At 55.2% G+C, this 18,082-nt stretch carries 18 protein-coding genes; 15 read left to right on the forward strand and 3 right to left on the reverse strand.

Going from position 1 to position 18,082, the window contains the following annotated elements:
* The first annotated feature begins 1 nt into the window (after position 1).
* The 10 genes from M9H61_RS18725 to M9H61_RS18770 are packed head-to-tail and all read left to right on the forward strand — an operon-like array spanning position 2 to position 8,026.
* Positions 2–868, forward strand: a complete 867-nt coding sequence (locus tag M9H61_RS18725; RefSeq protein ID WP_101245654.1) for a carbohydrate ABC transporter permease — start codon at positions 2–4, stop codon at positions 866–868.
* Between the two features lie 4 nt (positions 869–872).
* Positions 873–1,958, forward strand: coding sequence for an ABC transporter ATP-binding protein (locus tag M9H61_RS18730; protein WP_250282267.1), 1,086 nt, complete (start codon positions 873–875; stop codon positions 1,956–1,958).
* Between the two features lie 9 nt (positions 1,959–1,967).
* A complete protein-coding gene (locus M9H61_RS18735; protein ID WP_250282269.1) occupies positions 1,968–3,086 on the forward strand; it encodes a mandelate racemase/muconate lactonizing enzyme family protein in 1,119 nt (372 codons plus the stop codon).
* Positions 3,083–3,412: an L-rhamnose mutarotase gene (locus M9H61_RS18740; protein WP_250282271.1), complete on the forward strand. Its 330-nt coding sequence runs from the start codon at positions 3,083–3,085 to the stop codon at positions 3,410–3,412. The genes M9H61_RS18735 and M9H61_RS18740 overlap by 4 nt, the downstream gene beginning before the upstream one ends.
* A complete protein-coding gene (locus M9H61_RS18745) occupies positions 3,405–4,460 on the forward strand; it encodes a Gfo/Idh/MocA family protein (protein ID WP_250282273.1) in 1,056 nt (351 codons plus the stop codon). Before M9H61_RS18740 ends, M9H61_RS18745 begins: the two co-directional genes overlap by 8 nt.
* Entirely contained in the window at positions 4,453–4,899 is a 447-nt protein-coding gene (locus tag M9H61_RS18750; protein ID WP_068519445.1) for a MaoC/PaaZ C-terminal domain-containing protein, read from the forward strand. The genes M9H61_RS18745 and M9H61_RS18750 overlap by 8 nt, the downstream gene beginning before the upstream one ends.
* Positions 4,896–5,210, forward strand: a complete 315-nt coding sequence (locus M9H61_RS18755; protein ID WP_250282275.1) for a UxaA family hydrolase — start codon at positions 4,896–4,898, stop codon at positions 5,208–5,210. Before M9H61_RS18750 ends, M9H61_RS18755 begins: the two co-directional genes overlap by 4 nt.
* A complete protein-coding gene (locus tag M9H61_RS18760; RefSeq protein ID WP_068519447.1) occupies positions 5,207–6,409 on the forward strand; it encodes a UxaA family hydrolase in 1,203 nt (400 codons plus the stop codon). Before M9H61_RS18755 ends, M9H61_RS18760 begins: the two co-directional genes overlap by 4 nt.
* 9 nt (positions 6,410–6,418) lie before the next feature.
* Positions 6,419–7,156 (forward strand): SDR family oxidoreductase, encoded by a 738-nt coding sequence (locus M9H61_RS18765; protein WP_250282277.1) that lies wholly within the window; start codon positions 6,419–6,421, stop codon positions 7,154–7,156.
* Between the two features lie 30 nt (positions 7,157–7,186).
* Entirely contained in the window at positions 7,187–8,026 is an 840-nt protein-coding gene (locus M9H61_RS18770) for a fumarylacetoacetate hydrolase family protein (protein ID WP_250282279.1), read from the forward strand.
* Between the two features lie 71 nt (positions 8,027–8,097).
* On the opposite strand, the gene M9H61_RS18775 is transcribed toward M9H61_RS18770, so the two are convergent.
* Both M9H61_RS18775 and M9H61_RS18780 read right to left on the reverse strand, forming a co-directional pair.
* The gene (locus M9H61_RS18775) at positions 8,098–9,249 is read right to left on the reverse strand and encodes a CaiB/BaiF CoA-transferase family protein (RefSeq protein ID WP_250282280.1); all 1,152 of its coding nucleotides are present in this window, start codon (positions 9,247–9,249) and stop codon (positions 8,098–8,100) included.
* On the reverse strand, positions 9,224–10,366 hold the full coding sequence (locus M9H61_RS18780; RefSeq protein WP_250282282.1) for an ABC transporter substrate-binding protein: 1,143 nt from the start codon (positions 10,364–10,366) through the stop codon (positions 9,224–9,226). Before M9H61_RS18780 ends, M9H61_RS18775 begins: the two co-directional genes overlap by 26 nt.
* 170 nt (positions 10,367–10,536) lie before the next feature.
* On the opposite strand from M9H61_RS18780, the gene M9H61_RS18785 reads away from it, so the two are divergent.
* Positions 10,537–11,328 (forward strand): IclR family transcriptional regulator, encoded by a 792-nt coding sequence (locus M9H61_RS18785; protein ID WP_250282285.1) that lies wholly within the window; start codon positions 10,537–10,539, stop codon positions 11,326–11,328.
* Positions 11,329–11,396: 68 nt separating this feature from the next.
* On the opposite strand, the gene M9H61_RS18790 is transcribed toward M9H61_RS18785, so the two are convergent.
* Positions 11,397–12,302 (reverse strand): LysR family transcriptional regulator, encoded by a 906-nt coding sequence (locus M9H61_RS18790; protein WP_101245664.1) that lies wholly within the window; start codon positions 12,300–12,302, stop codon positions 11,397–11,399.
* Positions 12,303–12,546: 244 nt separating this feature from the next.
* On the opposite strand from M9H61_RS18790, the gene M9H61_RS18795 reads away from it, so the two are divergent.
* The 4 genes from M9H61_RS18795 (at position 12,547) to M9H61_RS18810 (ending at position 18,071) form a co-directional block, all read left to right on the forward strand.
* Positions 12,547–13,494 carry a tripartite tricarboxylate transporter substrate binding protein gene (locus M9H61_RS18795; protein ID WP_101245665.1) on the forward strand — a complete coding sequence of 316 codons (948 nt, stop codon included), beginning with the start codon at positions 12,547–12,549 and terminating at the stop codon, positions 13,492–13,494.
* Between the two features lie 65 nt (positions 13,495–13,559).
* A complete protein-coding gene (locus M9H61_RS18800; RefSeq protein ID WP_250282286.1) occupies positions 13,560–15,632 on the forward strand; it encodes a tripartite tricarboxylate transporter permease in 2,073 nt (690 codons plus the stop codon).
* 51 nt (positions 15,633–15,683) lie between these two features.
* Positions 15,684–16,760, forward strand: coding sequence for a tartrate dehydrogenase (locus tag M9H61_RS18805; RefSeq protein ID WP_114113670.1), 1,077 nt, complete (start codon positions 15,684–15,686; stop codon positions 16,758–16,760).
* A gap of 30 nt (positions 16,761–16,790) precedes the next feature.
* Positions 16,791–18,071, forward strand: coding sequence for a glycerate kinase (locus M9H61_RS18810; RefSeq protein ID WP_371922195.1), 1,281 nt, complete (start codon positions 16,791–16,793; stop codon positions 18,069–18,071).
* Positions 18,072–18,082 lie beyond the last annotated feature (11 nt).

The following is an 18,082-nucleotide window of genomic DNA, read 5'->3' on the forward strand; positions in this document are numbered from 1 at the left end:
CATGGCGAGTAACCTTAATCATCGCATGCGCCGCTATACCCTTAAGGGCCTGCATTTCTTTGGTCTTTTCAGTGCCATGATGGTGCTGTGCGTGCCGGGCCTGTGGATTGTTCTGAATTCTTTCCGCCCGACGGTCGAAATCATGGCCAAACCACCGGTCTGGATCCCCAACGAGCTTAACCTTGATCATTACCGCGCCATGTTCAGCGGTATCGGGGAGGGCGGGGTGCCGGTTCTGACCTATTTTGCCAACTCGCTGGTTATTTCGGTTACCTCAACCGTGATTGCCATTCTGATCGGGATGGCAGGCGGCTATGCCTTTGCGCGCTACAAGTTCAATTTCAAGGGCGGCATGTTTGTCGGTCTGATGGTAACGCGGGCTGTTCCCGGTGTGGCGCTTTCGCTGCCGTTATTCATCCTGTTTGCGCGGATCGGGATCATCGATACCCATTTTGGTCTGATCCTGGCTTATGTCGCATTGAACATTCCGTTCACGATCTGGCTGATTGACGGGTTCTTCCGACAGGTGCCGCCGGAACTTGCCGAGGCCGCCGAGATCGATGGCTGCACCCGTTGGCAGGCATTCTGGCGTGTCGAATTTCCGGTGGCTCGTGCCGGTATTGCATCGGCGGGCATCTTTGCCTTCCTGACATCGTGGAACGAATATGCGCTGGCATCCCAGCTGACCCGTTCGACCACGTCAAAGACCATGCCGGTCGGGCTTCTCGATTTTACGTCTGAATTTACCCTGAATTGGGGCGGGATGTGTGCGCTTGCGGTGTTGATGATTATCCCCGCGCTGATCCTGACATTCCTCGTGCAGAAACATCTCATTGCCGGCCTTACTTTTGGCGGTGTGAAAGGATAATAAAATGGCTCAGGTCCACCTTCGCGATGTCGTCAAAAAATACGGCCCGCTTGAAGTTGTTCATTCCATCAATCTTGATATCGCGGATGGCGAATTTGTCGTGCTGGTCGGTCCGTCGGGCTGTGGCAAATCGACGACACTGCGCATGGTTGCCGGTCTTGAAGGCATTTCCGGCGGTGAAGTGCAAATTGGCGGACGTGTTGTAAACGATCTGCCGCCGCGTGAACGCAACATCTCGATGGTGTTTCAGAACTACGCGCTTTATCCGCATATGACGGTGCGTGAAAATCTTGGTTTCTCGCTCAAGATTGCCAAACAGTCACAGGCCGAAATCGACAAGGCCGTTGACGAAGCCGCCGAAATCCTGTCCCTGACGCCGTTGCTTGATCGCAAACCGGGCGCATTGTCCGGTGGTCAGCGCCAGCGTGTGGCGATGGGGCGTGCAATTGTGCGTCACCCGGAAGTCTTCCTGTTTGATGAACCGCTTTCAAACCTTGATGCCAAGCTGCGTACCCAGATGCGCGTCGAGATCAAAAAGCTTCATCAGAAACTGAAATCCACCATCATCTATGTCACCCACGATCAGGTCGAAGCCATGACGCTGGCCGACCGGATTGTGATCATGCGCGATGGCCATATCGAACAGGTCGGAACCCCATTGGATGTCTTTGAAAACCCGGTAAACACCTTTGTCGGGACTTTTATTGGCTCCCCGCCGATGAACCTTCTCGATGGTGTGGTGAAAGGCAATGAGCTCGAATTTGCTGACGGCACTCGCCTGCCGGTTCCACCGGGCTATGCAATACAGGACGGTCAGGCTGTGACCTTTGGCGTGCGGGCCGACAATATCATGCCGGTTGGTCATGCCCTGCCACGTGGTGAACATATGGCGGAGGTCGAAATGGCAGTCGATCTGACAGAGCCGCTCGGTACCGAGACCCTTCTATTTGCGACCCTTGCCGGAACCGAAGTTCAGGCCAAGATGCTAAATCCCCGTCCGGTCCAAAGTGGCGAGCGCATGACGTTCCAGATCATGCTCGACAAATGCCATCTGTTTGATGCCGAATCCGGCGCAACCCTTCGTACGTGAGGTTGATCAATGGCGCGCATTACATCTGCAAATGCCTTTATGGTCGATCTTGAACCCAAGGTCGTGCGCACGGATGCGATTCAGTCATTCAATTCACAGGAAACGATCTTTGTTGTTTTGCGTGATGCGGATGGCACCAAGGGCATGGGATACAGCTACACCATCGGTGATGGCGGGCCAGCGATCCTGTCGCTGTTGAAAGAAACGCTGTTGCCGCGCCTGATGGGACAGGATGCCGATCGGGTCGAAGCCATCTGGCGGGATCTGTTGTTCTGTTCGCATGCCACGGCGGTCGGACCGATCATGTCGCTTGCCCTTGCGGCAATTGACACGGCCCTTTGGGACATGCGCGGCGTTAAAACCGGCTTGCCGCTTCATATTCTGGCGGGCGGGGCGAAATCATCGGTGCCGATGTATACGACCGAAGGCGGGTGGCTTCATCTGTCACCCGATGCACTGGTCGAAGATGCCATTGCCTCAAAAGAAGCCGGTTTTCTTGGCTCCAAGGTAAAGATCGGCAAGCCGACCGTGGCACAGGATTGCGAGCGTCTGGAGGCGGTCCGCAACGCACTTGGTGATGATTATGAAATCATGACCGATGCCAACCAGTCGATGACATCAGGTGAGGCCAAGCGTCGCCTGCCGATGCTTGAACGCCTTAACATCGCATGGTTTGAAGAACCGCTTCCGGCTGATGATATTGCGGGCCATGCCCGGTTGCAGTCCCAGTCACGCGTGCCGGTCGCTGTCGGTGAAAGCATGTATAGCCCCGGTCAGTTTGCCGATTACATCGCACAGGATGCCTGTGAGATTGTGCAGGCCGATGTGGCCCGGATTGGCGGGATTACGCCATGGCTTAAGGTCGCGCATCTGGCCGAAGCCCATAACATCGCGATCTGCCCGCATTTCCTTATGGAACTGCATGTAAGTCTTGTATGCGCGGTGCCCAATGCGCCCTGGCTTGAATACATCCCCCAGCTTGAAGACATCGCAGCCCCGATGGCACGCGAAGGCGGTAATGCGCTTGCACCGATGACGCCGGGCCTCGGGATCGAATGGGATCACGACAAACTTGCCGCACTAACGGTCGCAGGAAGCGCATTCGAAATTATGGAGGCACATCAATGACCCGTCATGGACAATTGATCGGGATCGGCGCGGACGCCATTGCCGAATATAAACGGCTTCACGCCGATGTATGGCCCGGCGTGCTTGCCAAGATATCCGAATGCAATATCCGCAATTATTCGATTTTCCTCAAAGAACCGGAAAACCTGCTGTTTGCCTATTTCGAATATGTCGGCACCGATTTCGAAGCCGACATGGCGAAAATGGCCGCCGATCCGGAAACCCAGCGGTGGTGGTCTCATTGCATGCCGCTTCAGCGTCCGCTCGACAGTCGGGCCGAAGGCGAATGGTGGGCTGAAATGCCGGAGGTCTTCCACCATGACTGATCTGCGCCAAACCGTCGAAATGCCCGAAAAAGTCACACCGGTTGTGATTTTCGGATCGGGGTCCATCGTCACCGATGCCCATCTTCCGGCCTATCGCGATTTGAAGGTGCCGGTGGCCGGGATTTATGATCCCGATCTGGCCAAGGCACAGAAAGTTGCAGGTGCGTGGGGCACAATTGCCTTTGAAACGCTTGAACAGGCCGCAAGTCAGGCTGGTGTCGTCTTTGATCTTGCCGTGCCGCCCGCAGCCATTCCGGAATTGCTCGAAGCATTGCCCGATGGTGCGATTGCTGTAATTCAGAAGCCGCTTGGTTCCGATCTGGGGCAAGCGGACCGGATCATCTCGGTCCTGCGTCGCAAAAACATCAAGGCCGCGGTCAATTTCCAGCTTCGTTTTGCGCCGAATTCACTGGCGATCAAGGATGCCATAGCCAAGGGTCTGCTTGGCGATATCGTTGATTTCGATGCATGGCTGGCGCTTGATACGCCGTGGCATCTTTGGGCGTTTCTTGCCGATTTGCCACGGGTCGAGATCCTGTTGCATTCGATCCATTATCTGGATTTCGTCCGCGACTTGCTGGGCAATCCGGCGGGCGTCCATGCGCGCACCATTGGTCATCCGTCATCAACGGTTTCCAATACCCGAAGCGCGATCATGCTTGATTACGGTTGTGACGTTCGCTGCAACCTGTCGATCAATCACAATCATGCCTTTGGGCGCAAATTTCAGGCCTGCGAATTCCGGATCTGCGGCACCAAGGGGGCGGCCTATATGAAAATGGGCGTTAACCTTGATTACCCGAAAGGCGAGCCTGACGAACTGTGGCTGAATACTGACGGTGAATGGCGTCAGATTGATCTGGTCGGCAACTGGTTCATCGAAGCCTTCCACGGGCGCTTTGCCCAGGTACAGCGTTTTGCGGCCGGGATGGATGATGCGCTTGAAGGTTCGGCTGAGGACGCATGGCATACCATGGCACTGGTCGAGGCCGCTTATGAAAGTTCGGCCCTTCCGATGCATCCGATCAAGGAGGCACCCGATGCTTGAGCAAACCAAATATTACGAAGATTACGAAATCGGCGAAGGGCGCGACACGGTTGGCCGCACGATCACGGAAACGGACTTTGTGGTTCATGCCGGTCATTCCGGGGATTTTTTCCCGCATCATCTTGATGAGGAATTCTGCAAAACCTTGCCGTTCGGACAACGGATCGCCCACGGCACGATGGTCTTTACCATCGGGGTCGGTTTGACTGCGACGATTATCAATCCAGTGGCGTTTTCATATGGTTATGACCGTATGCGGTTCGTCAAACCGGTCTTTATCGGTGATACGATCAAATCGCGGGTCGAAATCATCGCCAAGGAAGTGATGGAAAAACGCCCGGGTTACGGACGGGTGACCGAACGTTTGACTGTCACCAAGCAGAATGGCGAAACCGCCCTTGTGGCTGATCACATCTATATGGTGGAGATGAAGCCATGACCGCACCGTTCCTGCATCTTCATCCCGATGACAATGTGCTGGTGGCCCGGGCATCTGCCCCGGCCGGAACGGAAGTCAAACTGGCTGACTGCACGGTTACGCTTGCCCATGCCATCCCGCTTGCCCACAAGATTGCCTTTCGCGATATCGCGGCGGGTGAACGCATTCTGAAATACGGGATGCCGATCGGTATTGCGACGGCTGATATCGCCGCAGGCACGCATGTTCACATCCACAATATCCGTTCTGCCTATACCCCGACCCATGCGCTTCAGGATGCGGATGGGCAGAGCCCGGAGACGTCCAAATGACAGAAAAATTCCAAGGCTATTTGCGTTCTGACGGGCGCAAAGGGATCCGCAATACAGTCGTTGTTGCCTATCTGGTTGAATGTGCGCACTTCGTCGCATCGAAAATCGTTGCCGGTTTTGATGATGAAGACGTGCAACTGATCGGATTTCCCGGATGTTTCCCCAATGAATATGCTGCCCGTGTGATGGGACAGCTTTGCACCCATCCCAATGTCGGTGCGGTTCTGTTTGTATCGCTTGGCTGCGAAAGCTTTGACAAGGTGCGCGCAAAGGGAACCGTTGCAAACACCGGGCGCCCGGTTGAAACCCTTGTCATTCAGCGATCCGGCGGTACGGCAAAAACGGTTGAAACCGGTCGCGCCTGGGTACGTTCCGCACTTGATGAAGTCGCCAAGGTCGAACGTGCCCCGATGGGGGTCGATGAATTGATCATTGGCACGATTTGCGGCGGGTCTGACGGGACGTCCGGCATTTCCGGTAACCCGGCGGCGGGGAAGGCATTTGATCTTCTGATCGCCGAGGGGGCTGCTTGTATCTTTGAAGAAACCGGCGAACTGATCAGTTGCGAAGACATCATGGCCGAACGTGCCAAAACCCCGGAACTGGGCGAAGAACTTCGCGCAGCGGTGCAAAAGGCCGAACGGTATTACGCAACGCTTGGCTATGGCTCGTTTGCGGCCGGCAATGCCGCAGGCGGTCTTTCCACGATCGAAGAAAAAAGTCTGGGTGCCTATGTCAAATCCGGGGACAGCCAGATTTCCGGTCTGATCAAACCGGGCGATGTGCCGCCGCGCGGCGGGCTTTATCTGATGGATGTGGTGCCGGATGGCGAAGTCCGGTTTGGATTCCCCAATATTTCGGACAATGCCGAAATCGTCGAGATGATCGCAAGTGGCGCACATATGACCCTGTTTGTCACCGGGCGCGGATCGGTTGTCGGATCGGCCATATCCCCGGTCATCAAGATTTGCGCAAACCCCGATACCTATCGCGCCCTTGAAGGCGACATGGATGTCAATGCCGGTGACATCATTGAAGGCAAACGATCCATCGCCGAGGTCGGACAGGAAATCCGCGATCTGGTCGTTAATGTCGCCAAGGGGGCGCAAACCAAATCCGAGGCCCTTGGGCATCGGGAATTCATTCTGACCTACAAATCATTTGATCCGATCGGGCCGTCGTGCCTGCCAACGGTCTGAGGAGGAATTATGAAAAGACTAGAAGGAAAACTGTGTTTGGTCACCGCTGCCGGTCAGGGCATTGGCCGGGCATCGGCCGAACGGCTTGCGGCCGAAGGCGGTCGTGTGATTGCAACTGACGTCAATGACGCTGCCCTTGCCGAACTTGGTGCCATTGACGGCATCGAGGCCCGCAAACTTGATGTCACCGACAAGGATGCGATCACGGCATTGATTAATGACATTGGTCCGGTTGATGTTCTGTTTAACTGTGCCGGGATCGTTCACAACGGCACCATTCTTGAAGCAACCGAAGAAGAATGGGACTTTGCGTTTGAATTGAATGTCAAATCCCAGTTCCGAATGATCCGCGCGGTCCTGCCCGGTATGCTTGAAAAAGGCAAAGGTTCGATTATCAATATGGCCTCGGTTGCGGGGCCGGTAACAGGGCCGGTCAACCGTCTTATCTATTCGGCGTCAAAGGCGGCGGTTACGGGCATGACCAAGGCAATTGCCAATGATCACGTTACCCAGGGCATTCGGTGCAACGCGATTGCACCGGGAACCGTGGACAGCCCCAGTCTGCATGAACGTCTGCGGGCGACGGGGGATTACGAAGGCGCGCTTAAGGCATTTATCGCGCGCCAGCCGATGGGTCGTATCGGCAAGCCGGACGAAATTGCAGCACTGGTTGCGTATCTCGCATCAGATGAAAGCGGCTTTACCACCGGTGCTGTGCATGTTGTTGATGGTGGCTGGACCGCCTGATCGGAATTTGAACAAAGGATTGGACGTAATATGAAGTTCGCACGTTACGGAGAACGCGGTGCAGAAAAGCCCGCACTGGTCGATGCCAATGGCAATCTGCGCGACCTTTCGGCCCATGTCGATGATATCGCGGGTGACATTCTGACCCGCCTTGATGATCTGAAATCAATCGATCCGCAAAGCCTGCCGCTTGTCGAAGGCAATCCGCGTCTTGGTGCCTGTGTCGGTCAGACCGGCAAATTCATCTGCATCGGTTTGAACTATGCCGATCACGCCGCAGAATCCGGTATGGAAGTCCCGCCGGAGCCGGTGATTTTTGCCAAATATACCTCGGCAATTTGTGGTCCGAATGATCCGATCATTATTCCGCGCGGCTCGGAAAAGACCGACTGGGAAGTCGAACTTGGCTTTGTCATTGGCAAGAAAGCCAAATACGTGTCCGAAGCCGATGCACTTGATCATGTTGCCGGTTTCTGTCTGATCAATGACGTTTCCGAACGTGCCTATCAGATCGAACGTGCCGGCCAGTGGTCCAAAGGCAAATCATCAGACAATTTCGGGCCGACCGGTCCGTGGCTTGTGACCCCCGACGAGGTTGGCGATTTTGACAATCTTGGCATGTGGCTTGATGTGAACGGCGAACGGGTTCAGGACGGTTCGACCGCGACCATGGTTTACCGTGTGCCGCACCTGATTTCCTATTTGTCTCAGTTCTTTACCCTGCATCCGGGTGACATCATTTCGACGGGTACGCCCCCGGGTGTCGGTCTTGGTTTCAACCCGCCGCGTTACCTTAAGGCCGGTGATGTGGTCGAACTGGGCATTGATGGGCTGGGTACCCAGCGTCAGGTCTGTGTGAATGACGACTGATCCAATTGTATGACAAATAAAAAGCGCGGCATTGTGATGATGCCGCGCTTTTTTCGTTCGTGGGTTTTGGCTTACCAGCCGGTTTCAAGCAACCCGTTCGCATCACCAAGTTCCGGTGCGGCACGGGATGATGACGGACGCACACCGTCAATGCGCAGCGGCAATTTGGTGGTTTTCATTGCAACATCACCGCGTTCGATATTCTGAACCATATCAAGTGTCTGCAAGACACCGCTTGCAACCACGCCGTCCCAATCCATCACCGGGGCCGCCCAGATATCATTGGCAACGAAATCATCCATCCAGCTTGCGCTGGTTCTGGTTTTAAGCTGTGCGGCAAGACCGGCCTTGATTTCATCGCGCTGTTTGAAGGCATCCAGTCCGGCGATTTCAGGCGCAAGGCCGGTGATCGTTGCCAGAAGGTCAAGCTTGCCCATGGCAATGGCGATGTGGCCGTCGGCGGTTTCATAAACCCCGTACGGTGCTGCCAGATAGGCATGGGCCGGATTGTTTTTTGACCGTTCCGGGGTGCGGTTGCCGTCGTTAAACCAGGTGGTCAGCAATTCAAATTGCAGATCGGCCAGAACTTCGATCAGGGATGTCTCGACATAGCCGCCGATATTTTGCGTCGCCTTGCGATACAAAAGTGCCAGAACCCCGTGCGCCAGGGCCGATCCGGCCAGCACATCGGCAATCGGAAGGCCCATGGCAACCGGGCCATGGTCACGACCGCCCGACAACCACATGACCCCTGATCGTGCCTGTGCCAGCAAATCCTGCCCCGGAAGGTCCACCCACGGCCCATCCGATCCATATCCGGTTACGGTGCCATACACGACCGTTGGATTGATCTTTTTGACGGTTTCATAGCCAAAGCCAAGGCGTTCCATCACGCCGGGACGGAAGTTCTGCAAGATGACATCGGCATCACGGACCAGTTGGGTCAGGCGGGCCTTGTCATCATCGGATTTAAGGTCCACCGCAACCGAACGTTTGTTGCGGTTGATCGCGTGAAAGATCGTGCTTTCACCGGCAATCCTGGTGTCGGTCAGATACAGATAACGTGACAGATCGCCAAGGCCGGATCGTTCGACCTTGACCACATCCGCGCCAAGGTCCGCCAGTTTCAGCGCGCAATAGGGGCCGGCAAGAAACTGCGAGAAATCAAGAACCTTAAGTCCCTTAAGCGGCAGCATGTCATTCATGGTCAAAGCTTTCGTCAAAACGTGTCTCAAGGGCCATAAGGGCCGATTTAGGATCGGTTTTTCCGGTCAGCGCATCCAGAAGGATGTGCGATGCGTCTTCCTGAAACGCCATATAGCCGTCATGGCGCGGGCGCAGCCACGCGGCTTCGTGGGTCATGCGGGTATTGCTGTAACAGGACCCGACCGGCGCATTGACCGCCGCATCCCCCCAGGCAACCGCGTTGCCCGGCTGACCGTTATGGGTGGCATAAAGGCCGCGCTGGATATCGGCCGACGCAACCCAAAGGGCGAATTCAACGCAAAGATCGGGATGTTTGGTTTGTGATGACACCGCAATCCCGGTGCCACCAAGGGCGGAGCCAAGCGGGCCGGACGCGCCAAGCGACGGCATATCGTGGAAGGCAATGCGATTGGCCCGGTAATTGGCCCGCGCGTAGGGCGCGTACAAATAGACATACGGGCACAGGGCAAATGTATTGTCCTCACACAGGGCATCAAGTGCTGCAATCGGATCCATTGTCAGGCAGGCAGGATCCACCAGATCAGCAAGCGTTGCCATCGCCCCGATCACATCAAGGGCGGCGGTGTGATTGATTGCCGTGCCACGGGTCACCGGAAAAGGGGCGCCGGAATTTGCCAGCAAGCTGAAGAATGACATCAGAACATGGGGGGCAAGAAGCGGCCATACGACCCGGCCGTCTTTGGCCTGCGCAATCACATCGGAAAATGTTTTGACGGGGGCAGAAACAAGGTCCGGGCGGATGGCTTGCACCTGGCAGGCGGCATCAACCGGCAAGGCCCATTGATGACCGTCATAGGCATAGCTTTGATAGCTTTTGCCCACGGTTTCGGCAAACAGACGTTCAAGCGCAGTTTTTTCGGCAAACCTGTCGATCGGCAACAGGCAGTTTTTTTCAACAACAGCCCCGACATGGGGATGATCAATGATGATCAGGTCATAGGTTTCTGCCAGTTCTTCGACCGGGGTGCTTTCAAACCCCTGAAGCGATCGTTTGTCCCAGACAATATCCGCATCGGGATGCCGGTCGCGGAATGTTTGGCTGGCCGCGACAAGCGGGTCATATCCCCGCGGATCGGACCAGGTCATGCCCCTGATTTTCTTGTGTTCAGTCATTCTTGCGTTTCCTCCTTGCCGCAGTTTAATGCTGAACATTTATAAATGAAAGAATGTTTTATATTTGATATTATGATTTGCGCATCACGGGGTCAGTTGCCACAATGAGGCTGGCCCGCATATACTCCGCCGACCGAAATCAACCGGTTTTTATCCGCCTGCGAGGACATATGAACGGCAAGACCGACGACCAGATTGATCAGGAAAAATACCGTGCCCCGGCATTGTCAAAGGGGCTTGATATCCTTGAACTGCTTGCCTCTGAAGTGGACGGATTGTCGCAAATCGCCATTGCCAAGCAGCTGAACCGCAACACATCGGAAATCTTCCGGATGCTGATGGTGTTGTGTCAGCGCGGCTATATCGAACAGCGCGAAGAAGACGACCGTTATCAACTGACGACCAAGATGTTTGAAGTTGCACACCGCCATCCGCCGATCCGTCGTCTGACCTCGATCGCGGGTGATGCGATGCAGCGTCTTGCCAATGAAGTGAACCAGTCGATGCATCTGGCGATCATTCATTCGGGCAAGGTGCTTGTGATTGCGCAGGTCGATTGTCAGGACAACAACATCACCGCTGTTCGCCTGGGCGCACAGATCAATATTTTTGACACGGCATCGGGGCGGGTGCTGGCGGCCTGGATGGATCAGGATGTGCTTGATAATCTGATGAAGGATGTCGGGACCGAGCCGGCAGACAAATATCAGGCATTTCTTGATGACCTGCCCAAGGTCAAGGAAGCGGGATATTGTGAATCACAGTCTTTGACCATTGCGGGGGTCTTGAACCTTTCTGCGCCGATCTTTGATTTTTCGGGCAAGGTCGTGGCAGCATTGACCGTACCGTTTATCCAGCGCCTGTCGGGAACGTCGGTGGCATCGGTCGAAGAATGCCGTGAACGTCTGATCGCAGTGACAAAGGATATTTCCCGCCGTCTTGGTGCCGGCGCACATAGCTGATTGCGGCAAACGTCAACAGGCACCCAAGAACATCGCTGTGGTGCCTGTTCCTATTCCTATTCCTATTCCTAGGTGTTGTCGCTGGTGTGCTTGCGCAATTTGCGATGCAGGAAATCGATGAAAATGCGCACCTTGGCCGACAGGTTGTGACGTTCCGGATACACGGCATAAATATCGGCATCGACATGGGCGTATTGCGGCAGCACGAGTTGCAGGCGGCCTGCCTTGACGTGGCGGGCAATATCCCATTCGGACCGCAACATGATGCCAAGCCCGTCCATCACCCAGCCCAGTGCAATTTCACCGTCATTACTGCTGAGTGTGCCATGCACCTTGACCGTTTCGGAATGCTGACCACGCTGTAATTTCCAGACATCATAAACATCATTGTCCTGACGCAGGATGATGCAATTGTGGTTGATCAGGTCCGAAAGACTGCGCGGCATGCCGTGCTTTTCGATATAGGACGGGGCCGCACATAAAAACCGCCTGTTGGCGAGAAGCTTGCGCGCTGTGATACGCGAATTGGGCAATCCCCCGAACCGGATACCAAGATCAATGCCTTCTTCAACCATGTTCATCGGTGCATCGGTCAAAAGAAGCTGGACCTCGACCTCGGGATAAAGGTGGGAAAACTCCGAAATCACCGGGGCCACATATTCACGCCCGAACCCGAATGTTGCATTGATGCGCAAAAGCCCGCTCGGGGTTTCGCTGGCATGGGAAACCCGTTCTTCGAGTTCTTCGATTTCGCGCATGATCTGGATTGCGCTTTGGTAATAGGCCTCGCCTTCGCTGGTCATGCTGATCCGGCGGGTGGTCCGGTTCAATAAACGCACCCCAAGTCGATCTTCAAGTTTGGCCAGCCGTTTGCTGACTGCAGGCGGCGACAGGTTTAGCTCCTGGGCGGCTGCACTCAGGCTGCCCTTGCGGACCAGAAGAACGAAAAAGCCGAGATCACTGTCTGATGACATTCTTAACCTGTGCGACACAATGAAATGAATAATCAGAAATTATAATGAATAACTAAAAAATCTACACTGCAAGAGTCATTCGGGCAAATGATTCAAGCCAAATACGCGTGTCCTACTGCGCCACAAAAGCCCGCAATGACATCAGGGAAACAGCTGGTGACGGGGCCGGGTGTGCTTTGCCGTCCCTTCGTGACCAGCCGGTGCCAACAAAGTTGGTGCTGTTCATTCTACGGGAGGAATACCAATGCGTAAGCTCGCAATCGCGGCAGCCATGGCTGCAACCCTGGTTTCAACACAGGCATTTGCCGAATATCCGGAAAAGACGATCAACTACATCATTCCGTTCAACGCGGGTGGCGAGTCTGATGTTTCCGCACGTTTCCAGCAGCCCTATCTGGAAGAACTGGCTGGCCAGTCCTTTGTGATCCAGTACATGGCGGGTGCCGGCGGTGCACAGGCCTGGTCACAGCTTAACGGCATGGAAGGTGACGGCTATACGATCATGGGCATCAACCTGCCCCATACGATCCTTCAGCCGATGGAAAAGGACGTTGGGTACGAAACCAAGGACCTTACCTATATCAACTTCTTCCATTACACCCCGAACGCCCTGTTCGTTCCAAAAGACAGTGAATTCCAGTCGCTTGGCGAACTTGTGGAATATGCAAAAGCCAATCCGGGCCTTGTCACGCTGAGCGGTTCGGGATCGAATTCGGCCAACCATCTGGGTCAGGTTCAGTTCGATGAACTGGCCGGTATCACGACCACCTATGTCCCGTTCAGCGGCACCGGTCCGGCCGTTACCGCGATCCTTGGCAGCCAGACCACCGGTGGTTTCAACTATGTCACGTCTGGCGTGAATAACGGTGATGGCATGCGTATGCTTGCTGTTGCGTCCGAACAGCGCGTCAAGGCATTCCCGGATGTTCCGACCTTCAAGGAACTGGGTTACAACATTGTCGGTGGTGCATTCCGTGGCGTTGCCGTTCCAAGTTCAACTCCGGAACCGATCCGCGAAAAGATTTCGCAGTTGATCACCGATGTGAACAACAACCCGGAATTCCAGAAAAAGATGGAAGATGCGGGCTTTGTTCTGACCGACATTTCCTATGACTTCATCAATGACTTTGTCGCGGCCAAATCCGAAGAATACCGCGAAATCGCAGAAAAACTGGGCATTGCCAACCGGTAAGTGCCCGGTCTGAAACATTTGAAACTGCGACAATAAAAAGATTGGGATTGGAAAGGTCCATCGTCATGGAGCTCTTGGGTTATCTTGTTAATGCCTTGACGCCACTAAACATTCTTATGGCACTTGGTGGCGTCATTCTGGGCACTGTAATCGGTGCTTTGCCGGGACTCTCGGCAACCATGGCGGTGGCCGTTCTGGTCCCGTTTACCTTTACCATGGATCCGGCGACCGGTTTGATTGCACTGGGTGCGATCTATACCGGCGCCATTTATGGCGGTGCCTTTGCCGCCATTCTGGTCAACACACCGGGAACCCCGTCGGCGATCGCCACGACCTTTGACGGTTTCCCGATGGCCAAACGTGGTGATGGCAGTCTTGCAGTAACACTGGCGACGCTTGCTTCTGTTGTAGGCGGGCTCGTCGGGGGTGTGTTCCTGTTGCTGCTGTCACCACCGCTGGCCAAGGTGGCACTTGCCTTTGGCCCGCCGGAATATTTCTGGTTGGCGATTTTCGGACTGACTTTGATTTCGGCCCTGTCGGTTGGCAACACCATCAAAGGGTTGCTGGGCGGCTGTATTGGTCTGATGCTGGCGATGGTGGGCGTTGCTGTGGTGGGCGGTGATATCCGCTTTACGATGGGCACCCATATGTTGCTGGGCGGGTTTGATATCGTATCGGCACTGATCGGGCTTTATTGCATCCCGGTTCTGATTGATCTGGTTGCAACGCCTGACCCGCATCTGAAGGTCGAACATGGCAACCGCGGCATTCGCCTGCGCGAAGCATTCGGCATCGCCTGGGAAAGCAAATTCAACGTTCTGCGCAGCTCGATTATCGGGACTGTGATCGGGGTTTTGCCCGGTGCGGGTGGATCGATTGCCGGACTGGTTTCCTATTCCGAGGCACGCCGGTCATCGAAAAAGCCCGAAACATTCGGCAATGGCGCACCCGATGGCATTATCGCAACGGAATCTGCCAATAACGCAACAGTTGGTGGCGGTTTCATCCCGACCCTGGTTCTGGGTATTCCCGGTACGCCGCCCGATGCGGTCATTCTTGGTGCGTTGCTGGTACAGGGGATCAAGATTGGTCCGACGCTGTTTTCCCAGCAGGGCGATATTGTTTACACCTTTATCTTTGGTCTTTTGATTGCAACGGCCTTGATGTTGCCGGCCGGTTTGCTGATCGGGCGCTATGCCTATAAGTCGATTGCATCAATCCCAAAGACCCTTCTGGTTCCGACCATTGCCTTTTTGACCGTTGTCGGCAGCTTTGCCATCCATAGCAACCTGCATGATGTGCAGATGATGCTGGCGCTTGGCGTGATTGGCTGGCTTTTGAACCGGTGCGGTTTTGCGCCGTCGCCGATTGTGCTTGGTCTGGTGCTCGGTCAGATCGCCGAACAGGGATTTGTGCAGTCCTATCTGATCGGCAATGCGACCCATAATCTTGTCGGTATGTTCTTTGGGCGTCCGATCAGTCTGGCGATTGTCGCCCTTGCCGCCTTTACCCTGCTTTATCCGCTTGTTTTTTCCAAGCGCAAGGAAAACGCCAAGAAGCGCGCGCTTGATGCGGCACGCAGCTATGCCGACAGTCAGGGATCAACCACCGTGGGTGACGTCGAGCCAGTTGCAAAAAGCGGTTTTGCACCCCTGGCAGGATTGAAAAAACAGCTGGCAAAACCACGTGATCATGCGGGCATGTTCCTGTCTGTATTGCTGATTGGTGTGGCTGTCTGGGCATTTGCGGAAACATCTGCCATGACCCCGATGGGGTCGGTCTTCCCCAGCACGATTTCGGTGGCGATCATTGTCATGTCACTGATGCTTCTGGGGCTCAATATTTTGCGTAAACCGGCAGGTCCGGAGCAAGGGGGCGTTGCTGACAATAGTTCAAACGCACGCCGGGTTGCTTTGGTCATTGCCATGATTGTCTGGGTGGCGGTGATCCCGATGGTTGGCTTTGGCATTGCTGCCATTCTGGCCTTCCTGATTTTGGGACGCGTTGCCTGTTACGAGCATATGTCGGCCAAGCGCATCCTTGGCGAAGCGGTCGGCGGGCTTGTGATTGTCGGGGGGCTTTATCTTCTGATGGCCGAAGTGCTGCTGATCAGAATGCCAACCGGTGCGCTTTTCTAGGACACGCGTCAAACCCTTATAAAATTAATCTGCAAACTGAAGAGACTTGTGATGAAGAACTATCGTATTGCTGCCATTCCGGGTGACGGAATTGGTAAAGAGGTTGTTGCGGCCGGTGTAGAAGTACTTGATGTCCTGGCAAAGCGGGATGGTGGCTTCACCATGAGCTTCGACAGCTTTGACTGGGGATCGGATTACTACAAAAAACACGGCATCATGATGCCGGCCGATGGTCGCGATCAGATCAAGGATCATGATGCGATCTATTTCGGTGCCGTGGGTGCGCCCGATGTTCCCGATCATGTGACCCTTTGGGGGTTGCGTCTTGCGATTTGTCAGCCGTTTGATCAATACGCCAATGTGCGTCCGACCCGTATTTTGCCGGGCATCGAAAGCCCGCTTCGCAATGTCAAACAGGGCGAACTTGACTGGGTGATCGTGCGCGAAAACTCCGAAGGCGAATATGCCGGGCAGGGCGGTCGGTCGCATGTCGGCCTTCCCGAAGAAGTCGCAACCGAAGTTTCGATTTTCACCCGTGCCGGTGTCACGCGCATCATGCGGTTTGCCTTTGACCTTGCCCGGTCACGCCCGCGCAAGAAACTGACCGTGGTCACCAAAAGCAACGCCCAGCGCAACGGCATGGTGATGTGGGATGAAATCGCCAAGGAAGTGGCGGCCGAATATCCGGATGTCGAATGGGACAAAATGCTGGTTGATGCAATGACCATGCGCATGACCCTGCGTCCGGAAACCATTGATACCATCGTTGCCACCAACCTGCATGCCGACATTTTGTCTGATCTTGCCGCTGCCCTTGCCGGGTCGCTTGGCATTGCACCGACGGCAAACCTTAATCCCGAACGCAATTTCCCGTCGATGTTCGAACCGATCCATGGGTCGGCTTTTGATATTACGGGCAAAGGCATCGCCAATCCGGTCGCAACATTCTGGAGTGCGGTGATGATGCTTGATCATCTGGGGGAAAAGGCGGCATCGGATCGTTTGATGCGTGCGGTGGAACGCGTTACCGCTGATCCGTCCCTGCATACGCCCGACCTGGGTGGCAATGCCACCACCCGTCAGGTGACCGATGCCGTGATTGCGGCAATCCACGGCGATAACGTCTGATCGTTGGGCAGGCAGATGACAGGGGATGACATGATGTCTGGCATTGGCGATAGCACGGCGATCAAAAGGTTCCTGACGGAGCTTTTTGAAACGGCTGTGCGTGCTGCTGATCCCGATATCTGTGTGCCGGCGCATCTGCCTGCGCCGCCAGACGGACGCACGATTGTGATCGGTGCGGGCAAGGCATCGGCAAAGATGGCGCGCGCACTCGAACACCACTGGTCCGGGCCGGTTTCGGGATGCGTGGTTACAAGATATGGCCACGCGGTGCCAACCCGGCATATCGAAATCATCGAAGCATCCCACCCGGTCCCCGATGCCGCGGGACTGGCGGCAACACGGAAGATCACAGAGCTTGTGCGTGATCTGCGTGAGGATGATCTGGTCATTTGTCTGATATCGGGCGGGGGATCGGCGTTACTGGTTGATCCGGTTGCGCCGCTGGATCTTGCCGGGTTGCGCGACATCAACCGTGCGCTTTTGAAATCCGGTGCGGCAATTGACGAGATGAATTGTGTTCGCAGGCATATTTCAAACGTCAAAGGCGGTCGTCTGGCCGCGATGTGCCATCCGGCACGCGTTGTGACCCTGGCGATTTCCGATGTGCCGGGGGACAGTCTTCTGGATGTGGCATCCGGGCCAACTGTTGCTGATCCGACATGCTGTGCAGACGCGCTGGCAATTATTGACCGCTATGACATCGCACTTCCCGATGCTGTGCGGGCCATGCTTGAAAATGGAGAAACCGAAAGCATCAAGCATGATGATCCGCGCATTGCAAAATGTGAGGCCGTTCTGATTGCAACACCGCAAATGGCGCTGGAAGCTGCCGCGCAAAAGGCGCGTGATATGGGAATTACCGCCCATATCCTTGGCGATGCGATCGAAGGTGAAGCATCTGACGTCGGAACGGTGATGGCGGGTATGGCACGTCAGATCGTGCTGCGCGGGCAGCCGTTTGCGCGACCTTGTCTGTTATTGTCCGGGGGCGAAACAACCGTCACCGTAAAGGGTAACGGGCGCGGCGGGCGCAATGTGGAATTCCTGCTGGGGTTGGCGGTTGCGCTTAATGGTTTGTCCGGGGTCTATGCGATTGCCGGGGATACCGATGGTGTTGACGGGCTCGAAGAAATTGCCGGTGGCCTGATCACACCCGATACCCTTGATCGCGCAATTGGTGCCGGGATCAAGGCGCAAGAATATCTTGCAAACAATGACGGACACAGTTTCTTTGAGCGGCTTGGCGATGCGGTGATTACCGGGCCGACTTTGACGAATGTGAATGATTTTCGTGCAATATTGATTAATTGATATCTGAATTA

The sequence above is a fragment of the Thalassospira sp. GO-4 genome (genome assembly GCF_023588965.1).
GTDB lineage: Bacteria > Pseudomonadota > Alphaproteobacteria > Rhodospirillales > Thalassospiraceae > Thalassospira > Thalassospira povalilytica.